At 45.5% G+C, this 26,985-nt stretch carries 18 protein-coding genes; 10 read left to right on the top strand and 8 right to left on the bottom strand.

The annotated features are described in order from the left end of the window. Window positions 1-5: 5 nt before the first annotated feature. The 3 genes from gluQRS to sfsA all read right to left on the bottom strand — a co-directional run bounded on the left by gluQRS (window position 6) and on the right by sfsA (window position 2,407). Window positions 6-881 (bottom strand): tRNA glutamyl-Q(34) synthetase GluQRS, encoded by an 876-nt coding sequence (gluQRS, locus tag AB4375_RS00625; RefSeq protein ID WP_372050861.1) that lies wholly within the window; start codon window positions 879-881, stop codon window positions 6-8. Between the two features lie 218 nt (window positions 882-1,099). Then, entirely contained in the window at window positions 1,100-1,546 is a 447-nt protein-coding gene (dksA, locus tag AB4375_RS00620; RefSeq protein ID WP_017068883.1) for an RNA polymerase-binding protein DksA, read from the bottom strand. Between the two features lie 135 nt (window positions 1,547-1,681). After that, complete coding sequence (gene sfsA / locus AB4375_RS00615; RefSeq protein ID WP_102394608.1) at window positions 1,682-2,407, bottom strand: DNA/RNA nuclease SfsA; 726 nt, start codon at window positions 2,405-2,407, stop codon at window positions 1,682-1,684. A 34-nt stretch (window positions 2,408-2,441) separates the two neighbouring features. On the opposite strand from sfsA, the gene hrpB reads away from it, so the two are divergent. The 4 genes from hrpB to acnB all read left to right on the top strand — a co-directional run bounded on the left by hrpB (window position 2,442) and on the right by acnB (window position 12,569). After that, window positions 2,442-4,940 carry an ATP-dependent helicase HrpB gene (hrpB, locus tag AB4375_RS00610; RefSeq protein WP_080582206.1) on the top strand — a complete coding sequence of 833 codons (2,499 nt, stop codon included), beginning with the start codon at window positions 2,442-2,444 and terminating at the stop codon, window positions 4,938-4,940. Then, window positions 4,937-7,336 (top strand): penicillin-binding protein 1B, encoded by a 2,400-nt coding sequence (gene mrcB, locus AB4375_RS00605; protein ID WP_017063253.1) that lies wholly within the window; start codon window positions 4,937-4,939, stop codon window positions 7,334-7,336. Before hrpB ends, mrcB begins: the two co-directional genes overlap by 4 nt. Before the next feature lie 38 nt (window positions 7,337-7,374). Continuing rightward, window positions 7,375-9,708: a patatin-like phospholipase family protein gene (locus AB4375_RS00600; RefSeq protein ID WP_017068886.1), complete on the top strand. Its 2,334-nt coding sequence runs from the start codon at window positions 7,375-7,377 to the stop codon at window positions 9,706-9,708. 272 nt (window positions 9,709-9,980) lie between these two features. After that, entirely contained in the window at window positions 9,981-12,569 is a 2,589-nt protein-coding gene (gene acnB / locus AB4375_RS00595; protein WP_017068887.1) for a bifunctional aconitate hydratase 2/2-methylisocitrate dehydratase, read from the top strand. Window positions 12,570-12,670: 101 nt separating this feature from the next. Here the strand turns inward: acnB and AB4375_RS00590 are convergent, their stop codons facing one another. The 3 genes from AB4375_RS00590 to AB4375_RS00580 all read right to left on the bottom strand — a co-directional run bounded on the left by AB4375_RS00590 (window position 12,671) and on the right by AB4375_RS00580 (window position 16,368). Next, window positions 12,671-13,804, bottom strand: coding sequence for a glycerate kinase (locus AB4375_RS00590; RefSeq protein WP_017059424.1), 1,134 nt, complete (start codon window positions 13,802-13,804; stop codon window positions 12,671-12,673). Window positions 13,805-13,820: 16 nt separating this feature from the next. Then, window positions 13,821-15,086 carry a GntP family permease gene (locus tag AB4375_RS00585; protein WP_017059423.1) on the bottom strand — a complete coding sequence of 422 codons (1,266 nt, stop codon included), beginning with the start codon at window positions 15,084-15,086 and terminating at the stop codon, window positions 13,821-13,823. A gap of 127 nt (window positions 15,087-15,213) precedes the next feature. Then, a complete protein-coding gene (locus AB4375_RS00580; RefSeq protein ID WP_017066809.1) occupies window positions 15,214-16,368 on the bottom strand; it encodes a sugar diacid recognition domain-containing protein in 1,155 nt (384 codons plus the stop codon). A 131-nt stretch (window positions 16,369-16,499) separates the two neighbouring features. Here AB4375_RS00580 and AB4375_RS00575 point away from each other — a divergent pair, with 131 nt between their 5' ends. From AB4375_RS00575 to AB4375_RS00550, 6 genes are all read left to right on the top strand, one after another. Beyond that, window positions 16,500-16,868, top strand: coding sequence for a YacL family protein (locus AB4375_RS00575; protein ID WP_019824378.1), 369 nt, complete (start codon window positions 16,500-16,502; stop codon window positions 16,866-16,868). 238 nt (window positions 16,869-17,106) lie between these two features. Further along, window positions 17,107-17,445, top strand: coding sequence for a P-II family nitrogen regulator (glnK, locus tag AB4375_RS00570; RefSeq protein ID WP_004738200.1), 339 nt, complete (start codon window positions 17,107-17,109; stop codon window positions 17,443-17,445). Window positions 17,446-17,472: 27 nt separating this feature from the next. Continuing rightward, the gene (locus tag AB4375_RS00565; RefSeq protein WP_017059420.1) at window positions 17,473-18,702 is read left to right on the top strand and encodes an ammonium transporter; all 1,230 of its coding nucleotides are present in this window, start codon (window positions 17,473-17,475) and stop codon (window positions 18,700-18,702) included. Between the two features lie 295 nt (window positions 18,703-18,997). Continuing rightward, the gene (locus AB4375_RS00560) at window positions 18,998-20,011 is read left to right on the top strand and encodes a Fe(3+) ABC transporter substrate-binding protein (protein WP_372050860.1); all 1,014 of its coding nucleotides are present in this window, start codon (window positions 18,998-19,000) and stop codon (window positions 20,009-20,011) included. Window positions 20,012-20,254: 243 nt separating this feature from the next. Next, window positions 20,255-21,880 carry an iron ABC transporter permease gene (locus AB4375_RS00555; protein WP_017068890.1) on the top strand — a complete coding sequence of 542 codons (1,626 nt, stop codon included), beginning with the start codon at window positions 20,255-20,257 and terminating at the stop codon, window positions 21,878-21,880. After that, window positions 21,880-22,908: an ABC transporter ATP-binding protein gene (locus tag AB4375_RS00550; protein WP_017068891.1), complete on the top strand. Its 1,029-nt coding sequence runs from the start codon at window positions 21,880-21,882 to the stop codon at window positions 22,906-22,908. Before AB4375_RS00555 ends, AB4375_RS00550 begins: the two co-directional genes overlap by 1 nt. A 173-nt stretch (window positions 22,909-23,081) precedes the next feature. On the opposite strand, the gene AB4375_RS00545 is transcribed toward AB4375_RS00550, so the two are convergent. Continuing rightward, entirely contained in the window at window positions 23,082-24,494 is a 1,413-nt protein-coding gene (locus AB4375_RS00545; protein WP_017068892.1) for a phosphoglucomutase/phosphomannomutase family protein, read from the bottom strand. A gap of 74 nt (window positions 24,495-24,568) precedes the next feature. After that, window positions 24,569-26,974, bottom strand: coding sequence for a GH36-type glycosyl hydrolase domain-containing protein (locus tag AB4375_RS00540; RefSeq protein ID WP_372050859.1), 2,406 nt, complete (start codon window positions 26,972-26,974; stop codon window positions 24,569-24,571). Between the last annotated feature and the right edge of the window lie 11 nt (window positions 26,975-26,985).

Here is a 26,985-nt window from a genome sequence, read left to right as displayed (position 1 = left end):
TCGAGCTAATTACAGTGCTCTTTTTGTAAACTATCAGGTAACTGATTGACGTTCCATTGCTGGCAGCCCCACAATAAAATCTCATCCATTGAAGCCTCACAAAGAGCCGTCGGGATATCAAAACCTAAGAATCGCATCGCGTTGAGCAGCGTTGGTTTTGGGTTGTCGAGATCTATCGCGGTGGCATGGTTCTGTTTTGACAGTTTATTCCCCAAGCCATCGGTTGCCAATGGTAAGTGCAAGTAGCTCACTGTTTTTTGCTTGAGCGTCTTATACAAACTGATTTGTCGACCGGTGGGTTCTATCAGATCTGCGCCTCTTACGACTTCTGTTACTCCTTGTTCGATGTCATCAAGGACAACGGCCAAGTTATAGGCAAACAATCCATCTCTGCGTTTAATAATAAAATCTTCTACAGCTAGTGCTTTAGGGATTTGAATGGTGCCGTGGCGAACATCATCAAAGGACTCTACTGGAAAGTCCATGCACAAGCGCACCGCCTGTTCACCTGAATCGATTAGGCCTACATCTCGACAGTGACCATTGTAAAAGCCGCCCAAAGCCTTTATCTGCTTGCGGGTGCATTGGCAGTAGTAGGCTTGATTGTCAGCAACCCATTGATCGATTTGAGCTTGATACAAGTCATGACGTTGGCTTTGATAGACGACTTCACCATCCCAAAATAGATGGTAAGCCTCAAGCGTCTTAAGAATGAGGTCTGCAGCGCCGGCCATTTCTCTTGGCGGGTCGAGGTCTTCCATACGAACTAACCATTTTCCTTGGTTAGATTTCGCTTGAAAGTAGCTACCAAGAGCAGCAACAAGTGAGCCAAAATGAAGAGGACCTGACGGTGATGGTGCAAAGCGCCCGATATAATTCATGAGTGAACAACCTAATCTAAATGGTACCGCAGTAGCCGATTCTTAAGACGTTTGACAAGAGCTTTAATGCCTAGAACTAAGCTTCAATCTATAGAACAAGGTTTGATGTATAGAACTAAGGCTTAAAGCTGCTATTTACTATAAAGCGTGTGAAATACTTCGCTTGGATAACAAACAAAAAAGGGAGCCAAGGCTCCCTTTCTTTACATCTGCAAGAATTAACCTTGCATCTGTTTTTCTTTGATCTCTGCAAGTGTTTTACAGTCAATACAAAGATCAGCAGTTGGACGAGCTTCAAGGCGACGAATGCCAATCTCGATACCGCAAGAATCACAGAAGCCGAAATCGTCTTCTTTGATCTTGTCTAATGTCTTCTCAATTTTTTTGATAAGACGACGCTCACGGTCACGGTTACGTAACTCTAAGCTGAATTCTTCTTCTTGAGAAGCACGGTCAACTGGGTCTGGGAAATTCGCTGCTTCGTCCTGCATGTGGTGCACAGTACGATCAACTTCTTCCCTGAGCTGGTTGCGCCAAGCTGCTAAAATTTTTGTAAAATGTTCCGTTTGCTCAGGTGACATGTACTCTTCACCTGGCTTCTCTTGGTACGGTTCAACACCTGCGATGGCTAGGATGCCTAGCGCTTTTTTCTTAGATTCTGGCATACAGCATCTCCTATTTACACCTAGTCAACTGCAAAGCAGCTAATTTTAAGGCGGGTATCTATAGCAGAAAGAACGAATGGTGGCAAATACTCTTATTCAAACTTGCAATCAATGTGATTAGTTCAGCATCTTTGCCTAGCTATTGATAAATTCAACAGCTTGTTTTAGTTGTATTTGAGTACTGCTGAGCTCTGCTTTATAGCAAAGCACTTGAACTCCAGCGTCTTGTGCTTGTTTTAGTAATAACGAATATTTGGCGTCTATATGGTGTGCCGCAGACACTTTTTCAATACCTGAATGTAAAACAGTGAATAAAAGTACGGCTCTATTTCCAGATTCGACCATTTCTGTGAGTTCACGCAGATGTTTTTGGCCTCTGGTTGTGACCGCATCAGGGAAAAAACCTTGCCCTTTAGTTGACGTTTCTAGCTCGTCGAGCAAAGTGACGCTTTTCACTTCGATATAGCAAGGCGGCTTTTCGTTATCTTCAAGCAGAATATCAATGCGACTATTCTCACTGCCATATTTCACTTCGGTTCGTAACGCGTTATAACCTAAGAGTTCAACTATAGTCCCATTTTCAATTGCTTCCACTGCTAGCTGGTTTGCCCGCGCAGTATTTACACAAATACGATGACCTTTGTCTGTTTCTGAGATCTCCCAGCTGTTTGGGTACTTTCTCTTTGCATTATCGGAGGTTGAGTACCACACCGTATTGCCAGGAGTCGCACATCCTGTCATCGCTCCAGTGTTAGCGCAGTGAATAGTACGCTCGCTACCGTCAGGAAGTTGGATGTCAGTGAGGAAACGTTTATAGCGTTTAATAAGAGTCGCAGGCTCTAATGGCGGATTGAAGTGCATATTACTTATTTAGACAGGTAGGTTTTTATGTACAATGTTGCCAACATTACACCACAAGGTTCTCCCATTGCCACAACTGCCCATAGAAGCTGTGATGCCAGATCTGCTCGCTGGCGTAGAAACACACACTCAACTTATTCTAAAGGCCGCTCCCGGTGCGGGTAAGTCAACATTCTTCCCTTTACAGTTAGTTAAGACCAACGCCGTTCAAGGCAAAATCATCATGCTTGAACCGAGGCGTTTGGCTGCAAGGAATATTGCTACTTACTTAGCGAGCCAATTGGGAGAAAAGGTGGGAGAGAGCATTGGCTTTAGAGTTCGTGGTGAATCTAAAAGCAGCAGTGCGACTCGCTTAGAGATTGTTACTGAAGGGATCATGACAAGAATGATCCAAACCGACCCTGAATTAACTGGGGTTGATATGGTGATCTTTGATGAATTTCACGAGCGCAGTATTCACGCCGATACCGCATTGGCGTTTAGCTTAGAGATCCAAGAGGCGTTGCGTGACGATCTGAAAGTGGTAGTGATGTCGGCAACTTTAGATCAACAAGCTCTGCAAACTTTGCTGCCGAATGCCAAATACGTTGAATCACAAGGTCGCACCTTTCCGGTCGATTTCCGTTATCAGCCTCTTAACGCAAATGAATATCTAGCCCCTAAAATGGCTAACGTGATTCGCTCTCTGATGGAGAAAGAGTCAGGCTCACTTCTGGCCTTTTTGCCGGGCGTTTCTGCGATTAAGCAGGTGGAATCTCAACTAGAACAATTCGCCAATGATATCGATGTGTGTCCTCTATATGGGCAACTCAGCTTTTCTCAACAGCAGAAAGCGATCGCGCCATCAGAGAAAGGGCGTCGAAAGGTGGTGTTAGCGACCAATATTGCTGAGACTTCTTTGACGATTGAAGGTATTCGATTGGTGGTTGATTCCGGGCTTGAACGTGTGGCGAAGTTCGATCTGAAAACCGGTATTACTAAGCTTGAGCAAGTGAAAATCTCGCAATCTTCAGCTGAACAACGAGCGGGCCGTGCGGGACGAATTGAAGAGGGCTTGTGCGTTCGTTTGTACAGCGAAACGCAGCTGATGCAGCAACCAGCTATACCAGAACCTGAAATTCTTCATTCTGATTTGTCTTCGCTGGTGTCTGAATTGACGCAATGGGGCGCTGCGAGTGCTGATGAACTGCAATGGTTAGACGTTCCACCCAAAGCTTCTATCGGGCAAGCCAAGCAACTCTTACAGACTCTTGAATTGTTAGACGATAATGGTCAATTTACGGCATTAGGAAAACAGGTCCAACGTTTAGGTCTAGAGCCTCGTATTGCCAGCATGTTGGTTAAAGCGCAGCAAGGTAGTCCTGCTCTGTTGAATGTCGCGATTGTTGCTGCTGCTTTGCTGGAAGAGCCGGAGCGCAATGTGACGGATATTCAACACTCTTTGCATCGACTTAAGCAAAGAAAACATTCCAAAAATAGCGTTGTGATGCAGCGAGCGAAAAGTCTCGCGAGCAAACTCAATCATCACTTAGATTTGTCACAAGCTGACGAATCATTGCTACCATTAGTGCTTTGTTTTGCCTTCCCAGATCGGATTGCACAAGTGAGAAGCGCGACCAGCAGTGCTTTCCTTTTGGCGAATGGCCACGGTGCTGAGGTTCGTGATGATGATCCACTGGCGAACAATAACTATATCGTAGTGATTGATTTGATGCGCAGCACAGGGCGAGCCAGTCAGATTTTCTTAGCCACCGCGGTTGATATCGCACAGTTAGAAGCTGAATTTCCAAAACTGTTTGTGCGTTCCGATTACGCCGATTGGGATGAGAAACGTGGCCGTTTAGTTGCTGAGCAGCGTGTATCTCTGGGCAAGTTGATTATCAGCACCAAAGCTTTACCTGATCCCGATGCGAATCAGGCGAGCCAAGCGCTGCTCAATTATGTCGCTCGATGTGGGTTGGATCGCTTAAATTGGACAGCTTCGGCTAAGCAGTTGGTTGAGCGTGTACGCAGTGCAGAGCTTTGGATGCCTGAGCATGATTGGCCAGCGATGGACGATGCGAGTTTGATTGAACACCTTGATGAGTGGCTATCTCCCTATCTGAATGGCATTAAGTCGGCAAAAGGACTGTCTAGTGTTTCGATTGAGCAAGCATTGTCGGCTTATCTTGGTTGGCCTTTGAATCAAGAAATCGACCAATGGTTGCCAACGCACTATCTGATGCCAACAGGCAGCAAGAAGGCCATTCGTTATCAATATCAATCTGAACCAGTGATCTCAGTGCGAATGCAGGAAGTCTTTGGCGAACAAGACTCGCCATTGATCGCTCAAGGGCGTAAAAAAGTAGTGCTTGAGCTCCTTTCTCCAGCACAGCGACCACTACAAATTACTCAAGATTTAGCTGGCTTTTGGGCTGGCGCGTACAAAGAAGTACAAAAAGAGATGAAGGGCCGTTACCCAAAACATCCTTGGCCGGATGACCCTGCTAACCATGTAGCAACCACTAAAACCAAACGACAGTTGAATCGATGATGACCAAAATGTTAACGCCAAAAAAGGCACCACCTAAAAAAGCGCCAGCAAAGAAGTCACCAGCGACCAAAGCCAAGCCAAGAAAACCAAGAGCGGCTGCGAAAAAGACCAAACCTAAGGCTAAGAAATCTGGCAAAAGAGGTTGGTTGAAGATCCTATGGGGCATTTCTTGGAAAGCGGGCTTAGCGCTTGCGGCATTGCTGTTGTTCGTCGGTATTTATCTTGATTCTGTGGTCAAACAGCGCTTTGAAGGTCAGCTGTTTGATTTGCCAACCGTGGTTTATGCGCGAGTGCTAGACCTGTCTCCGGGAACTCCGGTGAGTTTGGTTCAGGTTAAGAATGAGCTCGATGTACTTAATTACCGTAAGGTGAACGCGCCTCGTCACCCAGGCGAATACTCTTCTTCTTCGACCAAGATTGAAATGATTCGTCGTCCGTTCGAGTTTGTTGATGGACCGGAAGCGGATCGTCATGTGATGCTGCACTTCAATGGTAACGAATTAACTCGCATTCAGTCGCTGGAGAAGAAAGGCGACATGGGCTACCTGCGTGTTGAACCGAAAATGCTTGGCATGCTTGAGAAAAGTAACGATGAGCAGCGCCTGTTCTTAAAACGCAATCAGTTCCCAGAAGTGATGGTTGATGCCTTACTGGCAACCGAAGACCGAAACTTCTATCAACACGATGGTGTGTCGCCACTGGCCATCGCTCGTGCAATGGTCGTTAACGTCAAAGCTGGGCGAACGGTACAAGGTGGTAGTACGCTGACACAACAGTTGGCAAAAAACCTGTTCCTGTCCAGTGAACGTACATTGTGGCGTAAGGTTCGTGAAGCCTACATTGCACTTATCTTAGACCATCGTTACAGCAAAGACCGTATCCTAGAGGCTTACTTAAATGAGGTTTATCTTGGACAGAATGGTGGGCAAGCGATTCATGGCTTCGGTTTAGCGTCTCGTTTGTATTTTGGTCAACCTATTCAAGAGCTGCGCATCGATCAGCTAGCACTGCTGGTGGGTATGGTGAAAGGACCGTCGTATTACAATCCGGTTCGCTATCCTGAGCGTGCTAAGACTCGACGCGATCTGGTTCTTCGCTTATTGATGCAACAAGACATCTTAACTCCGCGACAATACGAAGAGGCGGCGAGTCGTGATTTGGATATTCAAGACAACCCACGCATTGCTAGCCGTCAGCCCGCTTATTTCCAACAAGTAAACATTGAGCTTAAGAAGTATGTCGGCGATCGATTTGAGGCGAAAAAAGGGATTCGAGTCTTTACCTCTCTGGATCCGGTATCTCAAGACAAGTTAGAGAAGTCGATTGCTCGTAAGGTGCCTGATTTATCGAAAACCGCAGGTAATAAGCTGGAAGCAGCAGCTATTGCCGTGGATAGAAATACCGGTGAAATCCGGGCGATGGTCGGTGGTAAGCGTACTGGCTACGATGGCTTTAACCGTGCCTTGAACGCGAGTCGCCCAATTGGTTCTTTGGTCAAGCCTGCAATTTACTTAACCGCACTAGAGCAGCCTCAGAAGTACACGTTGGCGACAACATTGAAAGACACGCCACTGAGCTTGAAAGGCAGCAAAGGTAGCGTGTGGAGCCCGAGAAACTTCGATCGTAAGTTCCGTGGCGATGTGCCTTTGTATGTGGCGCTTTCTAAGTCTTACAACGTACCTACTGTTCGTTTAGGCATGCAATTAGGCATTGATAGTGTCTCGGATACGATTGGAAAACTGGGGGTCGATAAAAATGAGATTCGCCCAGTGCCGTCGATGTTTTTGGGTTCGTTCTCACTGACTCCGTTCCAAGTTGCGCAGATGTATCAAACCATTACCAATTCTGGGCGTATAGCACCTTTGTCTGCGCTTCGCTCAGTTGTTGATAACGATGGCGAGGTTCTGTATCAGTCGATCCCTCGTGTATCACAAAGCGTTGACCAGCAAGCCGCTTGGCTTACAACCTATGCAATGAAACGTGGCGTGTCGGAAGGCACGGGCCGTTTCCTACAAGGTCAGTTTGCATGGGCAGGATTAGCTGGTAAAACTGGCACTAGTAATGACAGCCGAGACAGTTGGTTCGTGGGCGTAGATGGCCGTGAAGTGACGACCATCTGGCTAGGACGTGATGATAATAAGCCGACTAAGCTTACTGGTTCGAGTGGTGCGTTACGTGTTTATGCCGATTATCTCAAACAGAGAACACCCGAGCAGTTATTACTGCCTTGGCCGACAGGAATTGTCACCGCTAACTTTACTCGAACTTCTGAAGGGGCTTTAGAGTTTGATTGTGATGGTGCAGTTAAACTGCCACTTTGGGATGAGGGTGGAAACATTAAAAAGGGCTGTGAAAGTCAACCAAAACAGTGGCTAAAGAAGCTTTTTCAGTGGTAAAGTCGTAACAAGAAAGAATGACAAGGACAGTTAACATAATGATTTCTCGTTGGTTAGTGAGTGGCTTAGGTGTTGTCGGTACTGTGATCAGTTTTCAGCTGTTTGCATCCACCGCGACACAGATTGATCAATCTCAGCAGGCTGAACAAGCTCATAAAAGGCCAACCGTTGCTGTCGTTCTTGCTGGTGGTGGGGCAAAAGGTGCAGCTCACATTGGTGTGCTTAAAGCTCTAGAAGAGATGCAAATCCCGGTTGATTACATTACCGGTACCAGTATGGGCTCATACGTTGGTGGTCTTTATGCGACAGGGATGAGCGCAGACGAGATCGAGAGCTTTATTTATACGGTTGATTGGAATCGCGGTTATCGTGATCGCGTTAACCGTAGTGATCGCCGTGTACGTGACAAAGAATATGAAGACCGCTACCAACTGAACACCGATCTCGGCTTAGGTTGGGGCGAAATCAAAGCAAGGAAAGGGGTGGTGCAAGGCCAGAATATGTTGCGTATTCTGCGTGAGACCACGGGTAATCTATCCTCATTCGATTCTTTCGACCATCTTGCTATCCCATACCGTTCAGTCGCAACTGACATTATCGAACTTGAAGAGGTGGTCATCGATCATGGCCACCTTGTTGATGCCATGATGGCGAGTATGTCAGTTCCCGGCGCGCTTCCCCCTTATGACCTCGATGGTCGAATGCTGGTTGATGGTGGTGTCACCAATAACATGCCCGTCGACGTAGCCAGAGCGATGGGTGCAGACATCGTCATTGCGGTGGATATCAGTACCAACTACAAAGGCAAAGATGATTTCACGAATTTTCTAGCCGCAGCTGACCAACTCTCTAATTATCTTGTTCAACGCAGCACCCAAGAGCAAGCTGAAACTTTAACAGACGATGATGTCTTCCTGCGCCCAGATGTTGGGGAAATGGAGACGACAGAATTTGATAAAATGCCATCGGCTTTCCTCGCGGGCTATGAAGCTGCTAAGCAGCATACTGATGAACTTTCTAAGCTATCGCTCTCAAATGCCGATTATCAGCATTATATCGAGGACAAACAAAAAGCGCGCAGACAGCTAAAACACGGCGATAAGACCGTCGTTGACCGAGTTGTTATCAATAACAATACCCACTATTCCGATAAGCTGATCGAAAACCGTTTAAACCTTGATTCAGGTGAGATTCTGAAGACCAGTGAAATTGAATCTAAAGTACAAGACCTCTATGCGCTAGATAGATTCGAGTTGGTGACTTATGAATTTGACACGGTAGATGGCGAGGAGCAACTGCTGGTCGATGTGAACGAAAAATCTTGGGGGCCAAACTACCTCAACTTTCGATTCTTTCTTGAAGATGATTTCTCTACTACAAGCCAATACTCGCTCGGTGTCTCAGCCAACTTTACTGATATTAATAAGCATGGTGCAGAGCTAAGAACCAATATCGAGATGGGAACGGACAAGCGAATTGAAGCGGAACTTTACTCGCCATTCTTTTCGAGTCAAAAGCTGTTTACTTCGGCATCGGTTGTTTACAGCAAAGAGAACAGAAACCTACCCGCAGATATTGATGATATTGAAGAACCGACACTGGACGTAACGAAAGATTATCTCCCTATGACGTATAGTGAATATGTCGGTGAATTGGCATTAGGCTATCAACCAACCTTGTGGCAGGAGCTGACATTTGGTGTTCGTTATACCGATGGGGATGTTGAGGTTTCTTCGTTACCTTCATTGGGCAGTGGTGGCTACAAGCGTATTGGTGGCTTCATGGGTTACCGACTGGATACTTTGGATAATTTCAGCTTACCGACCAAGGGTTACTTTGTCGATTTAGAGTACCTCGTTTCTCATGATGATTTTGATAATGACAGCTCTCTTGGTGAATCGGATTTAACGTCTGAGAGTGATACGGTTTATGAGTTTTCGGCCAATTTCATGGCAGCAAAGAGTATTGAGAAGCATACTTTAGTCGCAAAGCTGGATTACGGTATTGTAGCGAGCAAAAATTCGATTTTCCCTATTGATCCCAAAGAGCTTGGTGGCTTCTTAAACCTGTCAGGTATTCCAAGGAACAGTATGATTGGTCAGAACTTGGCTTATACCAGTCTTACTTATCGTTATAAGTGGTTTGAAAATGACTTCGGCCTCTTTGAATCACCATTCTACGTGGGTGCATCCATTGAGCATGGTGGTGTTTGGTCGAACAATGATTTGAGTATTGATGAAGCGCCAATGTACACCGCGGGTTCTGTTTTCGCAGGTGTCGATTCACCAATCGGGCCGATCATTTTAGCTTATGGCCGAACCGAAGATAATTTCGATTCGGTGTATCTGATTGTAGGTACGTCCTACAAATAATCATGCGCAGAGTCGCCATTTAAGTGCGTAATTAGGCAAAAATAGTGGGACTTTCGTCTTAACTTGCTATGTTGGTCAAAATGATAAGATTTTAATTTAACGTTAAATTTGCTATTCTACCGCCCACAGTTTGGCCTCTATGACGCCGCTCATCAATACAAATTGAATGACAAAAATGGCAATGGAGAGCCAAGTTTCCAAGGATGTTCACTTCTTTATTTTACTAACAATTATGAAGGGAAGAAGTGAACCGCAATGAGAGGAAAAAAGTCGTGCTTGAAGCCTACCGTAAACACGTCGAAGAACGTGCTGCCGAAGGAGTTGTTCCAAAACCACTAGATGCTGAGCAGGTAGCTGGCCTAGTTGAACTTCTGAAGAATCCACCTCAAGGTGAAGAAGAAATCATTCTTGACCTACTAGAAAATCGCATTCCACCGGGTGTAGATGAAGCTGCTTACGTAAAAGCTGGCTTCCTTACGGCTATCACTAAAGGTGAAGTAGCTTCGCCACTAGTAAGCAAAGCAAAAGCTGCAGAACTGCTTGGTACCATGCAAGGCGGTTACAACATCGAATCTCTAGTATCTCTACTAGACGATGCTGAGCTTGCTCCAATCGCTGTTAAAGCGCTATCTCATACTCTACTGATGTTCGATGCGTTCTATGACGTAGAAGAGAAAGCGAAAGCTGGCAATGCTGCTGCACAACAAGTACTTCAATCTTGGGCTGATGCTGAATGGTTTACAGCGAAAGATAAAGTAGCAGAAAAAATCACAGTAAAAGTATTTAAAGTCACTGGTGAAACGAACACCGATGACCTATCTCCAGCGCCTGATGCATGGTCACGTCCTGACATCCCAGTACACGCGAAAGCGATGCTGAAGATGGAACGTGATGGCATTACTCCTGATGAACAGGGTAGCGTTGGTCCAATCAAACAAATTGAAGAAATGCAAAAAGATGGCATTCCACTGGCTTACGTTGGTGATGTTGTTGGTACAGGTTCTTCACGTAAATCGGCAACAAACTCAGTACTTTGGTTCATGGGTGAAGATATCCCATTCGTACCAAACAAGCGTACTGGCGGTGTTTGTCTTGGTGGTAAAATTGCACCAATCTTCTACAACACAATGGAAGATTCAGGCGCACTACCCATTGAACTGAACGTACAAGACATGAACATGGGCGATATCATTGATATCTACCCGTACGAAGGTGTTGTTCACAAGAACGGTTCTGTGATTTCAAACTTTGAGCTAAGCAAAGTACTTCTTGATGAAGTGCGTGCTGGTGGCCGTATTCCACTGATCATCGGTCGTGGTTTAACAAGTCGCGCTCGTGACGCTCTAGGTCTAGCTGAAACGGATCTGTTTGCTAAACCAATCGATCCATCTGCATCTGATAAAGGCTACACGCTAGCTCAGAAGATGGTTGGTAAAGCATGTGGCGTTGAAGGTGTTCGTGCTGGTCAGTACTGTGAACCTAAAATGACGACAGTCGGTTCTCAAGATACGACCGGTCCTATGACTCGTGATGAGCTTAAAGATCTGGCGTGTCTTGGTTTCTCTGCAGACCTTGTAATGCAGTCTTTCTGTCACACATCGGCATACCCTAAACCAGTCGATGTAAACACTCACCATACGCTACCTGATTTCATCATGAATCGTGCGGGTGTTTCACTTCGTCCGGGTGATGGCGTTATCCACTCATGGCTAAACCGTATGCTTCTTCCTGATACTGTAGGTACAGGTGGTGACTCGCATACTCGTTTCCCTCTAGGTATTTCATTCCCTGCGGGTTCTGGCTTGGTAGCATTTGCTGCAGCAACAGGCGTTATGCCTCTTGATATGCCTGAATCTATCTTGGTTCGCTTTAAAGGTGAAATGCAACCGGGTATCACGCTACGTGACCTAGTACATGCCATTCCTCTTTACGGCATCAAGCAAGGCCTACTAACGGTAGAGAAAGCCGGTAAGATCAACGAATTCTCTGGTCGTGTACTAGAAATTGAAGGTGTTGAGCACTTATCTGTTGAGCAAGCATTTGAGCTTTCTGATGCATCTGCTGAGCGTTCTGCTGCAGGTTGTACCGTTAAGCTTTCTGAAGAGTCTATCTCTGAGTACTTGAACTCGAACATCGTGATGCTGAAGTGGATGATCGCTGAAGGTTACGGTGATGTTCGTACGATTGAGCGTCGTATTACAGCAATGGAAGAGTGGCTAGAGAACCCTGAGTTGCTATCTGCTGATTCAGATGCGGAATACGCGCACGTTATCGAGATTGATCTTGCTGACATCGATCAACCAATCCTATGTGCACCAAACGATCCAGATGATGCTCGTCTTCTTTCGGACGTTCAAGGTACTGAGATTCAAGAAGTGTTCATCGGTTCTTGTATGACCAACATCGGTCACTTCCGTGCTGCAGGTAAGATGCTAGAAGAGTTTAACGGCTCGCTAAATACTCGCCTATGGGTGGCTCCGCCAACGAAGATGGATAAAGACCAACTGACAGAAGAAGGCTACTACGGCATCTTCGGTCGTGCTGGGGTACGTATCGAAACTCCTGGCTGTTCACTATGTATGGGTAACCAAGCTCGTGTTGCTGATGCTTCGACGGTTATGTCGACGTCAACGCGTAACTTCCCGAACCGCTTAGGTAATGGCGCGAACGTTTATCTGGCTTCTGCTGAGCTTTCTGCTGTTGGCGCGATTCTAGGTCGCATCCCAACGAAAGAAGAGTACTTAGAGTACGCTGAGAAGATTAATGCAACCGCTGCTGATACATACCGTTACCTGAACTTCCATAAAATGGGTCAGTACACGGAAAAAGCAGACACGGTTATCTTCCAAGAGCCTGCGTAACGTCTGATTTTGTTGTAAATATAATTAAGGCCGCTGTGAATAGCGGCCTTAATTGCTTTTAGCATACAGCGAAAATTGCTTTTAGCTTACAGAGAGCTCGATTAGTGCTTAATCGTATACATTGCTGCAACATTGCGAGCAGTAAGTTCAATATTTTCAGCCGCTTCAGCCAAAGCTGTCGGCAAGTCTACTGAACGGTTCACTACCGCAAATACCGCGTCGATACCATGCTCATGAACCACACCACAATCACTGGCTAGACAGCCGGCAATACCGATGACAGGCAGTTTATGTTTTTTGGCTGTGCGAGCGACACCAATCGGTGTTTTGCCATGAATGGTTTGGCTATCAATGCGCCCCTCTCCTGTAATCACAAGATCAGCATCTGAGACTATTTCATCTAAATTGACGGCGTCCATTACGATGTTAATACCAGGGCGAAGCTCCGCATTTAACAGGCCAACAAGTGCCGCGCCTAGACCGCCTGCCGCGCCAGCACCAGGGAGATCAATGACATCGACGCCTAACTGGTTTTTCATGATACTGGCATAATGAGCAAGGTTAGCATCTAACAGCTCAACCATTTCTGGTGTTGCGCCTTTTTGCGGACCGAATACCTGTGATGCCCCTTTTGGTCCGCATAATGGATTATCGACATCACAAGCGACCTCTAAGCGTACGTTTTGTAGGCGTGGGTCGAGGTTGGTGAGATCAATGGTTGTCAGTTTTGACAGTTCACCACCACCAAACACCAGCTCGTGACCCTCTGCATCTAGCATACGAATGCCTAGCGCTTGAGCCATTCCTAAGCCACCATCATTGGTCGCACTACCACCAATGCCAATAATAATATGCTCAACACCTTTATCTAATACGGCTTTGATCAACTCACCCGTACCATAGGTAGTGGTTTTTAGTGGATTACGTTGTTCTGGAGAGACTAAATCTAGGCCGGAAGCGGCCGCCATTTCAATAATGGCAGTTTTACCGTCACCGAACATACCGTAGAAGCCTTCGACAATTTCACCTAATGGACCAATCACTGGATGTTGGATGATAGAGCCATTGGTCGCATCCACCAGAGATTGTACTGTGCCTTCACCACCATCAGCCATTGGTAATTTTACGTATTCGGCGTTTGGTATTAGCTGTTTAAAGCCATCTTCAATCGCTTGAGCAACGCCCATTGCTGATAGGCTTTCTTTATATGAGTCAGGAGCAATTACAATTTTCATTTTGATACCTTTAAACTTAAACAAACAGACCAAATACACCGAAGATCATTACTGAGACGAAGGCGATAACAAGACCGACCGCTGACTCATAAGGGATGAGTTTTAGACGTTCATGAATACTCATATGTACCGCACCACCCGTGGCATGGAAGAAGCTACCATGTGGCATATGGTCAAGTACTGTCGCACCAGAGTGGATCATTGCTGCGCCTGCGAGAGCTGGAACACCTAGCTCAAGAATGGTGCTGGCAAATACATTCGATGCCACTACTGTTCCGGCAGTTGTCGATGCGGTTGATAGTGCCATCAGTGCGCCAGAAAACGGAGCAAGTAAGTAAGAAGGCAGCCCAGACATCGTCAGCACTTCAATCAGATCAGCTTTTAGTCCTGAGTTAGCAATGATGCCTGCAATGGTTCCTGTGCCCAGTAGCATTACAGCAACCGGTGCCATACGTGACAAGCCTGAAACCGCAAAGCTATTGGCTTGTTTGAAGCGACCCATAGCCAGTGCACCCAGCAATCCACCCAAGGGTAATGCAATTAGAGGATCAACATTGATATCAGCGAGTGGTCGCAGCGCGAGTAGGGCAATAGCCACTAACGGTGCAACGATTGAAGAAGAAAAGCTTGGCAGTGAACTTTGATCCGCTTTGACCACTTCACTTTCCGCTACTTTTGAACCTTTATTGACGAGGCGCTTTGCCAAGAAGTAGGCGAAAAGCAGCCCAAATAGACCCGGAATCACGCCTGCAGCCATCACAGAGGTTAACGGAACATTGAACGCATCAGCCGCCGCAATGGCATTTGGGTTAGGCGACATGACATTACCTGCTTTACCGCCGCCCACCATCGCCAAAAGGATCGCGGTTTTAGAAAGGTCTGCGCGGCGAGCAATAGCCAGTGCAATAGGAGAAACCGTGATAACGGCCACATCAACGAAAACGCCAACAGCGGTTAAAATCATGGTCGCAATGGCAAGAGCAAGTAAGGCGCGAGTTTCGCCTACTTTTTTGATGATGGATTCTGCAATCGAGGTAGCCGCCCCTGATTCAATTAGTACGCCGGCCAACACACCAGCGGCGAGAATTCGCATCACTGAAGTGACGATCCCTTGGGCACCACCTATCATTAACTCAACGGTTTCGGTGAGAGAAACGCCGCCAACCACGCCGCCAACCAAAGCACCGATGATCATGCCGTAGGTGGGTGGCACTTTTTTAAGAATGAGCGCGATAGCAACAATCAATGCTGAAAGTGCGCCAAGAGTTGAAACTTCAATCATGTTCTATTTCCCAGATAACGATGTGTCATTTTCGGCAAATATAAAGATATAGGGTTGGTAAGTCTTTGTCATTCTCTACAAATAAGTGCTCAAATCGGTCCTTTTAAATTGTGCAGTTGCACATTTTTTAGCTCGACCAGTGGAATAGATTTATTGCAATGTAGAGTTGAAATAGATCGTCTATATTGTTGATATTTAATGATGTTATTTGGTTTATCTTGTCTGTTCGATAGCGTAGCGTATTGCGATGGATATGTAGTTCGTTACAGGTGAGAGCTGAATCACAGTTCTGCTTTAAATATGTCTTCAAAGTTTTGATCAGTATCCCTTTACTGTCCTGTTGTTGAAGATGTAGGTAAGACTGCTCCAGTTGCTCACGAATCCATGGATCTTGTAACAGGCTACTCATAATGGCCGGCAGTCGATAGTCTTGATAGAAAAACATGTCTCCGGGGCGGTTACCGACACTGCGCATAGTGAGCTCAGCGGTATCATATGAGCGTGCTAAACCAGAAAGTCCGGTAAAGTAATCCCCAAGCGCAATCTTGATTTGAAACTTAGCTTCTTTCTTTATTCTTTTGAGTAGCAATTTCACGCGCTTGGCTTCTGCATCCTTGGACCAGCTGTTCCCTATCAGGGTTATAGGCTTGAGTACCACCACTTCGTTTTGTGAAACAGACAAGATACCGACTAAATTATCGCGCTCGGGATATTCAAGTAAATGTACTAATTGCTGTAAGTTTTCCAATGAAGGCGCAGTGTCTCCTATCGGTAACACCTTGACGATGGCGGCAATCCGCGGTTGTGCAAGGTCGAGATCCAGACGCTGTGCGATGGATTGCAGTTGCATGTCATTAAGCGTGCTACCTCGGATTAATTGCAATACCAATTCTTCACGATGCCTCTTATTCCATTCTACTTGAGACATAAGTACAGCTTGTTCAACAATAAGCTCAGCGGTCATCTTCACCAGCTCACCAAAATGATGAACTTGCTGCAGTGTCCCAGAAACCCCAATCGCCCCAATGACATTATCCTGAAATAGAATCGGTAAATTAACTCCAGGCTTAACCCCTTTTAGGTGTTCGGCAGTGGCTTCGTCAATATTAACGACTCGTGATTCGGTGATGGCAAGTACCGCTCCTTCATGTTTTTGGTATAAGCGAGTAGGATCACTGGATCCAATAATGCGACCTTTATTATCCATCACATTAATCGAGTGTGGGATGATCTTCATGGTTCGTTCGACAATTTGTTTGGCAATCATTTCGTTCAACTGCATAGAGCCCTCCTCTTCATTGACTGTGTAGGTTGGATCGTAACGATAAATTCGTCAATACACTCGTTTCTGACAAGACAATGGTATACTCAGAAATAGTATCGCTTGAGTATTAATGCAGTATAGGTTGAGTTATGGAGTTTGAATTTACTAGAAACACTCTAATGGGTGAATACTATGTGAAATGCAGCATGGGCCATGAGATTGTTGGCCGTTGGCTTCAAGAAGAGATCGGTAAAGATAAGCAAAAATTAGATCATGTGATGGCGTTGATTGAGCAATCTCGACAGGACTTGAGCAATGAAGTGACGTTGCTTGGCAAAGAGATTAGCCTTGCGATTAATGAAGACGAAGTAACGATTCAAGAAAACGTGTTAGCGCATGAGCAAGAGATGGAAGAGGGCAGTGAGTTCGACTTCTATAACTGTGAAAGCCAAGCAAGCTGTGGAATCGACGATTTCGAACTGCTCATCGAACGCTGGATGGATTTTTTAGGTTACTAGTCCTAAGACCTATTTGTTAGTCATTCAGAGCTTTGAAGGCTCCGTTGCCCAAAACTGGAGCAATAAGAGCATCGCGCATTAAGATAGTGAAAAGGCTGCACCATGTTGGTGCAGCCTTTTTCGTTATTACGACCTTATTATCTTCATCTTATTTAAAATCAACCACTTAACTTTTTGGCACGCTACTTGGATTGTAATAAGAGAATTAACGGATTAAGTAAGAATTTAAGGAACGAATATGAAATTAATAAATGCCATTGTTAAGCCATTCAAATTAGACGATGTACGCGAAGCGCTCTCTGATGTGGGTATTGAAGGTATGACTGTTTCTGAAGTGAAAGGCTTTGGTCGTCAGAAGGGACATACTGAATTGTATCGTGGTGCAGAGTACCAAGTGGATTTCCTACCAAAGGTGAAGCTAGAGATTGCTACCCAAGCTGAGAATGTTGACCGAGTTGTTGAAGCGATTAGCCAAGCGGCACACACCGGAAAAATCGGCGACGGCAAAATTTTTGTGTATGACCTAAGCCAAGCCGTACGAATTCGTACTGGTGAAATGGATGCTGAAGCACTTTAAAGAATTACAAGGACTGGAGACTTTAATATGGAACTTACAACAACAGTAACGGAACTACGTTACGCACTAGACACTTTTTTCTTCCTCATTTCAGGTGCGTTGGTAATGTGGATGGCAGCAGGCTTCGCGATGTTAGAAGCTGGCCTAGTTCGTTCAAAGAACACCACAGAAATTTTAACTAAGAACATCTGTTTGTACGCAATTGCTTGTACTGCTTTCTTAGTGGTTGGTTACAACATCATGTATGTCGACAACGGTGAAGGCGGTTGGTTGCCATCATTTGGTACTCTAATTGGTACACAAGGTGAAGGCGCAGATCACTCTCTAGAATCAGACTTCTTCTTCCAGGTAGTATTCGTTGCAACAGCAATGTCTGTAGTATCTGGTGCGGTTGCTGAGCGTATGAAGCTTTGGTCATTCCTAATCTTCTCTGTAGTACTAACAGCGTTCATTTACCCTGTTGAAGGTTATTGGACTTGGGGCGGTGGTTTCCTATCAGAAGCGGGTTTCAGTGACTTCGCAGGTTCAGGTATCGTACACATGGCTGGTGCAGCAGCAGCGTTAGCTGGTGTTCTACTACTCGGTGCTCGTAAAGGTAAATACGGTAAGAACGGTGAAATCTACCCGATTCCTGGTTCAAACATGCCACTTGCAACGCTAGGTACATTTATCCTTTGGTTCGGTTGGTTCGGTTTCAACGGCGGTTCTCAACTGATGGTTTCGGATTTTGAGAACGCAACAGCAGTAGGTCAAATCTTCCTTAACACCAACGCAGCAGCAGCAGCAGGCGCAATTGCAGCACTACTAGTATGTAAAACAACTTGGGGTAAAGCAGACCTAACAATGATTCTTAACGGCGCGTTAGCTGGCCTAGTAGCAATCACTGCAGACCCTCTATCACCATCACCTCTATTTGCTGTAGCGATTGGTTCGGTATCTGGTGCATTGGTTGTATTCAGCATCATCGCTCTAGACAAAGCTAAGATTGATGATCCAGTAGGTGCTATCTCTGTACACGGTGTATGTGGTTTCTTCGGTCTAATGGCTGTGCCACTAAGCAACGCTGATGCAACGTTTGGTGCTCAGCTAATGGGTGCAGCAGTCATCTTTGCATGGGTATTCGGTGCTAGCCTAGCAGTATGGGCGGTGCTTAAAGCAACAATCGGTATCCGAGTAACGGAAGATGAAGAACTTGAAGGTATGGACATGCACGATTGTGGTGTCGGCGCTTACCCTGAGTTTGTATCAGTAAAATAATCAACAGTCGTCGCCTAATCTGAATGGGTTAGGTTGGACAAAGAAAGCCCCGCAACTCTTGTTGCGGGGCTTTGTTGTATTTACGGTTGCACAATATATAAACACGAACGTTGAAGTTAGGCTCATTGTTTAAGAGGAACGACAAGACACAAAGTTGAAATGGTTTGTTACAAAAGTGAGAGTTTGAATGGTCTGAGTAGATGGATTTTTTGTTGGTCGTCATTGTAATAATGTTAATGATGAATATAATAACCCAACTGATAGACATTATCATTTCGATATAAAGGATTTTACAATGAAGAAACTGCTAACACTTTCAGCTCTAGCGTGTGGTGTAATTGCCCCGACAGCAATGGCTGCGGAAGAAGTAAACGTATACTCTTACCGTCAACCTTTCCTAGTTGAACCAATGTTCAAGGAATTCACAAAAGAGACTGGCATTAAAGTAAACGTTAAGTTTGCTAAAAAAGGTTTAGCAGAAAAGTTAGCTCAAGAAGGCGAATACAGCCCTGCAGACGTAGTGTTAACTGTAGACATCAGTCGTCTATCTGAGCTAACTAAACAAGGTTTAGTTCAGTCTGTTGAAAGCGAAGTTCTTGAAAAGAATATTCCTGCTCAATACCAAGATACAAACAATGAGTGGTTCGCTCTAACAACACGTACACGTAGCGTTTACTCTTCTCGTGACCGTGTTGGTCGTCTAGGTGAGGAGTTTACTTACGAAGATCTAACTAAGCCTGAATTTAAAGGTAAGATCTGTACGCGTAGCGGTAAGCACCCATACAATGTTTCTCTAGTATCTTCGATGATTGCTCACAAAGGTGAAGCTGAAACGAAAGAGTGGCTAGAAGGCGTAAAAGCTAACCTAGCACGCAAGCCTCAAGGTAACGATCGCGCACAAGTTAAAGCGATTAAAGAAGGCCTATGTGATGTTGCTCTTGGTAACAGCTACTACCTAGGCAAGATGGTTAACGATAAAGAGCAAAAAGTTTGGGCTGACGCTGTTTACATTAACTTCCCTAACCAAGAGACAACGGGTACTCACGTGAATATCTCTGGTATGGCAATGGCTAAATACTCTCCAAACGAAGAGAATGCCGTTAAGCTAATGGAATTCCTATCGGGTAACACAGCACAAAGCATGTATGCAGAAGTGAACTATGAATACCCAGTGAAAGCTGATGTTAAACCTTCTGAGCTTGTTGCTTCATGGGGTGAATTCAAAGCAGATACAATTTCTCTAGACCAAATTGCTGACCACCACGCAGCAGCAATTAAACTATTAGACGAAGTTAAGTTCGATCTTTAATTTATTACTGTAGGCTTCGGCCCAAGTAAAATGACAACCTCAAGTCGCCATTTCGGTCACTTGGGGTTGTTTGTTTTGGAAAATCACTTTTTGATACAAAGCTCGCCGTCGATCCCTTGAGTTATTAGCATCTCACCTTGAAGTCATTACAGTATATGGGTATAAATAACCCCACCATTAAAAGGACATGAGATGTATTTGCAAATGCATTTGTGTTTCATTAAGCCTCTTTGTAGTTAGGCGATGAAAGAAAAGAATTATTTATGGAACACCAGTAGCGGCATTATTGCTGTATTACTGGTTTTACCGATCTTAGCGATTTTTACGACGGCTGTTGGAGAAACAGATGAGCTATTTTCTCATCTGATGTCCACAGTAATGCCCACCTATGCTTACAATACGGTGGTTTTAGTCATGGGAACCTTATTCCTGTCTTTGGTTTTTGGTATTCCGTCTGCTTGGATTATGGCAATGTGCCGTGTTCCGGGAGAGCGGGTTTTGCAATGGGCGCTAGTACTGCCATTAGCAATGCCAGGCTATATTGTTGGGTATATATTCACCGATTGGTTCGACTTTGCTGGGCCTGTTCAAGTTCTACTGCGAGATCTTACTGGGTGGGGACCCGGTGAGTATTGGTTCCCGGATATTAGAACCTTATCTGGTGCTATTATTGTTCTGTCTCTCGTTCTCTATCCTTATGTTTACTTGCTGTGCCGCGCCGCATTTATGGAGCAAAACGTCTCCTTACTGCAATCCGCTCGGTTGCTAAAATGCTCACCTTGGGAAAGCTTTCGTCGTATCTCGTTGCCACTTGTTCGCCCATCAATGGCGGTAGGTCTATCGCTTGTTGCGATGGAAACTATCGGTGATTTTGGTACCGTGAGTTACTTTGCAGTCAACACTTTAACGACAGCGGTTTACGATACCTGGTTAGGTTATTCAAGTTTAACGGCTGCTGCGAAAATATCGGCAATTATGCTAGTTATCGTGATCTTGCTGTTGAGTTCAGAGCGCTACAGTCGTCGTAAACAGAAACTGTTCCAGAATCAATTCAGCAGTCGTGAAGACTTTCGTTACGACCTATCCGGTTGGAAGAAGTGGTTGGCACTGTTTTGGTGCTGGGGATTAGTGTGCGTTGCATTCTTATTCCCTCTGGGTCAGTTGATGATCTATGCCTACAAATACTTTGCACAAAGTTGGACGCCTGAATTCAGAGAGTATGCTGTTAACAGTCTTTATGTGTCAGTAATCGCGGCGATTATTGGCGTTATCATTGCGATGATTGTGAACTTTAATCAACGTGTCAGCCCGAGTAAGAAAAATCAGGCTTACATGCGTATTGCTTCGATGGGCTATGCTGTTCCAGGCACTGTGTTGGCGATTGGTGTGATGGTGCCTGTGTTGTTCATGGATCACTTAGTCAATGATATTGCCAAAGTGATGGAGTGGGGACGTCCGGGGCTGATTTTCTCTGGTTCCATGTTTGCGCTTATCTTTGCAATGGTGGTGCGTTTTTCTGCAGTGGCGATTGGCAGTATTGAAAGTAGCTTGAGTAAAGTATCTCCTTCATTGGATATGGCTTCTAAAACCATGGGTTGCAATACCAACCAGATGTTACGTCGTGTTCATTTACCTTTGATTAAACGCGGCGCGCTGATCGCCGGTTTACTGGTGTTTATCGAATCAATGAAAGAGCTAAATGCGGCATTGCTGCTGCGTCCTTTCAACTTCGAAACATTAGCGACCTATGTTTATAACTATGCCTCAGATGAGCACCTCGAATTGGCGGCGATGCCTGCTGTATTACTGGTGTTAGTAGGTTTAATTCCTCTGATCATCGTAAACCGTTCTTTGGAGCAGAAACACTAATGAGTTGTGCATTATCAATTAAAGATCTGACTTGTAAGTATGAGTCGCAAACCATCTTGGAAGCGCTCTCGTTAGAAGTTGAGCATGGTGAAATTGTTTGTCTTCTTGGTGCAAGTGGTTGCGGGAAAACCACCTTACTGAAGGCGATTGCTGGCCTGCTTCCATTGAGTAGTGGCGTAATGAGTTTAAACTGTCAAACCATCGATGATGGCGATAATTGGTTGCCACCGGAGCAACGAAATATCGGTATGATTTTCCAAGACTACGCTCTGTTCCCGCACTTGACGGTCAACCAGAACGTTGGCTTTGGACTAAAAGAACTCTCAGAGCAGCAAAAGAAAGACAAAGTTCAAGAGATGCTGGAGCTGGTTCACTTAGGTGAGTTCGGTGACCGCTACCCACATCAACTTTCAGGTGGTCAACAGCAGCGTGTCGCTATTGCTCGTTCTTTGGCGTACAAGCCAGACTTGCTACTGTTAGATGAACCATTCTCAAACATCGATACTCAGGTTCGTCATGAGCTGATTTCTCAGATTCGCAAGATTTTTAAGAAGCAGGGTGTTACAGCTATCTTCGTAACTCACAGTCGCGAAGAGGCATTTGCTTTTGCAGATAAGATGGCTGTGATGAACCATGGTGTGATTGAACAGTATGGTTCGGCATCTGAGTTGTATTTCCACCCTTCGAGTAAGTTCGTTGCTGATTTCTTGGGTGGCGGTAGCTACTTAAAGGCACAGCGTATTTCGGAGCATGAATTTGAAACCAGTTTGGGTATGGTTGAAGCCAAACCGCAAACGGAGATTGAGTTCGGCAATACATGTGAGCTTCTGCTAAGGCCCCAGCATATCCAAGCAAGTTACGAGCAAGATAGTGCTATTTCGGTGCTAGAACAGCAATTTATGGGTGATCACTGTCGTTATGTAATCGAAGCGCATGGTCAGAAGTTATTATCGACCTCTTCTGAAGCGCTTGAAGTCGGTATGCCAGTAACTGTGAAAGTAGACACCAAAGGCGTGCTTGCGTTCTAACTCAGTTTAGTCGCTAGCTAGACTCAGTAAATCTTACTCGGCTAAGTAATAGAAGTTCGCTATAAAAAAGCCCAGCACTTTAATTAAAGTACTGGGCAAGAGTTCTTCACCTATAGGCTTTAACAAGGCAGTGATTTGTTAAACCCCATCCAAAACTGCTGCACTCTATAGGCCTATAGAGAGAGGAAGTCTTTCACTTTCTGAAGAACACGTTCTGCTGTCTCTTTATCTTCCATTTCTGCGAAGATTCGTAGTAACGGCTCTGTTCCTGAGAAGCGAGCAATCACCCAGCCGCCATTCTTGAAGTACACCTTAGCACCATCTTCATAGTTGACTTTTTCAATTTCGTACTCAAATTCAGGCAGTTGTTTCTCTACGTAGATCTTAGTGTAGAGTGCTTCTTTCTCTGAAGGCTTAAACTTGCAGTCGCCTTCAGCGGTGTAGGCATAGCCGTATTTGGAATAGATCTCATCAAGCAGTTCAGACAGCTTTTTGCCCGTCACGCTGATCATTTCAACCAGCAAGCTAGAAGCAAATACGCCGTCTTTACCTTTGATGTGACCACGAATGGTTAAACCACCTGAGCTTTCTCCACCAATCAGTGAGTCATCGGCTTCCATTTGCGAGCTGATATGTTTAAAGCCTACCGGAACCTCAAAGCTCTTCTCGCCGTGATCAGCCGCCACTTTATCTAGCAGGTGTGTGGTTGCGATGTTACGCACGACAGAGCCCTTCCAACCTTTGTATTCCAGTAAGTAGTAGTAAAGCAGCAATAACACTTCGTTAGGATGAATGAAGTGACCTTTCTCATCTATAATGCCTAAGCGGTCGGCATCGCCATCGGTACCGATACCGATGTCATAACCTTCAGCGGCTACTAAGTGCTTCAAGCGATACAGCGTTGCGGCATTTGGCGATGGCATCAAGCCACCAAAATCTGGGTTTTTACCATCGTTGATTACGTCGACATCACAGCGACCGTTGATCAGAACCGTTTGTAGAGCATTTTTTGCTACACCAAACATAGGATCAATCAGTACGCGTAGGTTGGCTTTCTTGATCGAATCGATATCAATAAAGTTGATGATCGAATCCACAAAGTCGTTCATCGGATTGATGATCTCGATCTCTTTGTCATTTAACGCTTGTTCGAAATCGACACGGATAACGTCTTCGTTAGTTAGGGTTGCGATTTGCTGTTCGATCTTCTCGGTGATGATCTCGTCAGCATCACGACCACCTTCAATGAACACCTTGATACCGTTGTAGTCTGCTGGGTTGTGAGAAGCGGTAATACACGCTGAGTAGGTACACCCCATCTCTTTTGCTTGGAACATCACGATAGGTGTTGGAACGAATTTATCAATGAAGCTTACTTTGATGTTATTCGCTGCAAGTACTTCTGCAAACCAGCATGCCGCTTTATCTGAAAGGAAACGACGGTCATAACCGATCACAAAACCATTCTTGGCTGCATCTTCGTTGTTAATGATGTTAGCGAGCGCTTGCGCTACTAAGCGAACGTTCTCTCTGGTGAACTCTTCACCAATGAAAGCGCGCCAGCCACCTGTACCAAATTTAATCATTAGAAAATCCTTTTAGTCTCATTGTCTCAAGCCTGTAAAGACTTGAGACAAGAGCTGTTCGTTAAATTGAGTGACTAGCCTAGAACAACGACAACGTCGTTCACGCTGCCTTCTGCTTGTACTGGGATTGCACCTTCAACTGACTCACCATTGATAGTGATAGAAGCAACGCCTTTGCTTACTGCATTCGGGTTTTGCACCGTGATGTTGTAAGTTGCGCCACGCCATTGGCGAGTAACCTCGAACTCTGGCCAATCAGTCGGGATACATGGATCAACCGTTAGGCCTTCAAAGCCGGTACGAACACCAAGAATGAAGTTAGTTACCGCGAAGTAAGCCCAACCAGAAGTACCCGTTAACCAAGGGTGGTTTGCACGGCCGTGGTCTTGGTGGTCTTTACCCATGATGAACTGCACGTACGAGTATGGTTCTGCGTAACGTGTTTCAATCATGTCGTTTTGGTTGTACGGGTTCAGTGCGTCGTAGAATTTCATAGCACGGTCACCACGACCTAGTTTCGCTTCTGCTACCCAAGCCCATGGGTTAGGGTGAGAGAAGATTGCACCGTTCTCTTTTACACCTTGGTAAACGCGAGTTACGAAGCCGATATCATCGTTTGGTGTTGCGAATGAAGGAGAGTTTAGGTGTAGGCCGTATTCAGAGAAAAGGTTCTCATCAACAGCGTCCATCGCTTTCTCGCCACGTTCTTGAGAAACAGCACCAGATAAAACCGCGAGCGTGTTTGACTCAAGGTGCACACGACCTTCAGCTTGTTGAGCGGTACCGATCTTGTCGCCATTTTTAGTCAGACCACGGATGTACCAGCCACCCTCGTCATCCCAAAGGTGCGTTTCACACGCCTCGCGAACGTTAGCAGCCATTTCAGTGTATTTCGCAACATCAGCATCGTTATTACGGAACTTAGCAAGATCTAGGAATTCTTGTAGCGCCCAGAAGTGTAGGAATGAAACCATTGAAGATTCACCACCACCTAGGTTCAAACAGTCATTCCAGTCAGCTCGAAGACCTTTACAGATACCCGTTTGACCCACGTATTCAGCAGAGAAGTTCAGTGCCGCTTTCATGTGTTCATAAACTGTCGCCTCGCCACCGTCTGCGTATGGAATCACTTCATCGAAGAAGTCGTGCTCACCGGTTTCCATTACGTATTTGATAATGGTCGGAACGATCCATAGGTGGTCATCAGAACATGTGTCTTCAATGCCGTGGATCTTGTCGTCATCTGACGGTGTTGGAACAACAGTTGGTGATTTTGAAGGCTCAACGTCGGCTTTCTCTGGATCGAACCAGTCAGGATCGAACAAGTGTAGACCGTAGCCCGCTTTCACTTGGCCGCGAAGCAGGTCGATAATACGTTTCTTGGTCATTTGTGGGTTGGCATGGGGTACTGAAATAGCATCTTGAGCCGTATCACGGTAACCAAGACCAGTACGACCGCCAACTTCGATGAATGATGCAAAGCGTGACCAAACCACACAGGTTTCCGCTTGGTATAGCGTCCACGTGTTGATCATTGTGTCTAAGCCTTCGTTTGGCGACTTAACTTGGAATTTGTTGCAACGCTCGTCCCAGTGATCTTTGATGCCTTGGAAAGCGGCGTCTACGTTTGCTGTGTCTTGGTACTTCTCACGTAGGCGTTCACCGTTGCCTTTACCGATACCGAGTACATACGCAAAGCGAACTTCTTCACCGGGTTGAATCGTAAATTGCTTGTGCAGAGAACCACAATGGTTGTAACAAGTTTGAGCGCTGTTAGAACACTTACCGTTTTCAACCGCAATTGGATTTGCTTCATCACGGTACATACCAAGGAAGTTATCACGTTGGCCATCGTAGCTGTCTGGTGAGAAAGTTGAAGCTAGGTAGTAGAAGCCTTCAAAGTCGTTAGTGTTGTAGTACAGGTCGTATTCCAGAACACCTTCTTGGTAAGACGTGCCCGCAGAGTACAAAGACATCTGATGGTTTTGATTGTCTGATTGAATATGGCTGAAAGAGAACTCAACAAACGAGAAAGTGCTGATAGTACGTGGCTTGTCAGTGTTGTTCTTTAATATAACGTCCCAAACTTCTGCATCTTCACCCTTAGGTACGAATAGCGTCTTGGTTGCGGTAATGCCGCTGTATTCACATTTGAATTTTGAGTATGACAGGCCGTGACGAACTTCGTAGTTCGCTTCATCTAGGCTCTTTGCCACTGGTTGCCAAGAGATAGACCAGTAATCACCCGTCTCATCATCACGCAGGTAAACATAGTGTCCTGGGCGGTCAAAGGTGCCGTTTGGACGGAACTTAGTAACACGGTTGTATTCCGGAGAATTGTAGAACGAGTAACCGCCCGCATTGTGCGAAATCACGGTACAAAACTTTTCAGTACCTAGGTAGTTTGTCCAAGGTGCTGGTACATCAGGGCGAGTGATGACGTATTCGCGATTGTCGTTATCGAAATAGCCGTATTTCATTGTCATTTCCT

Source organism: Vibrio sp. 10N.261.51.C6, assembly GCF_041471785.1.
GTDB lineage: Bacteria > Pseudomonadota > Gammaproteobacteria > Enterobacterales > Vibrionaceae > Vibrio > Vibrio crassostreae_C.
This window is presented reverse-complemented; position numbering and strand designations above follow the sequence as displayed.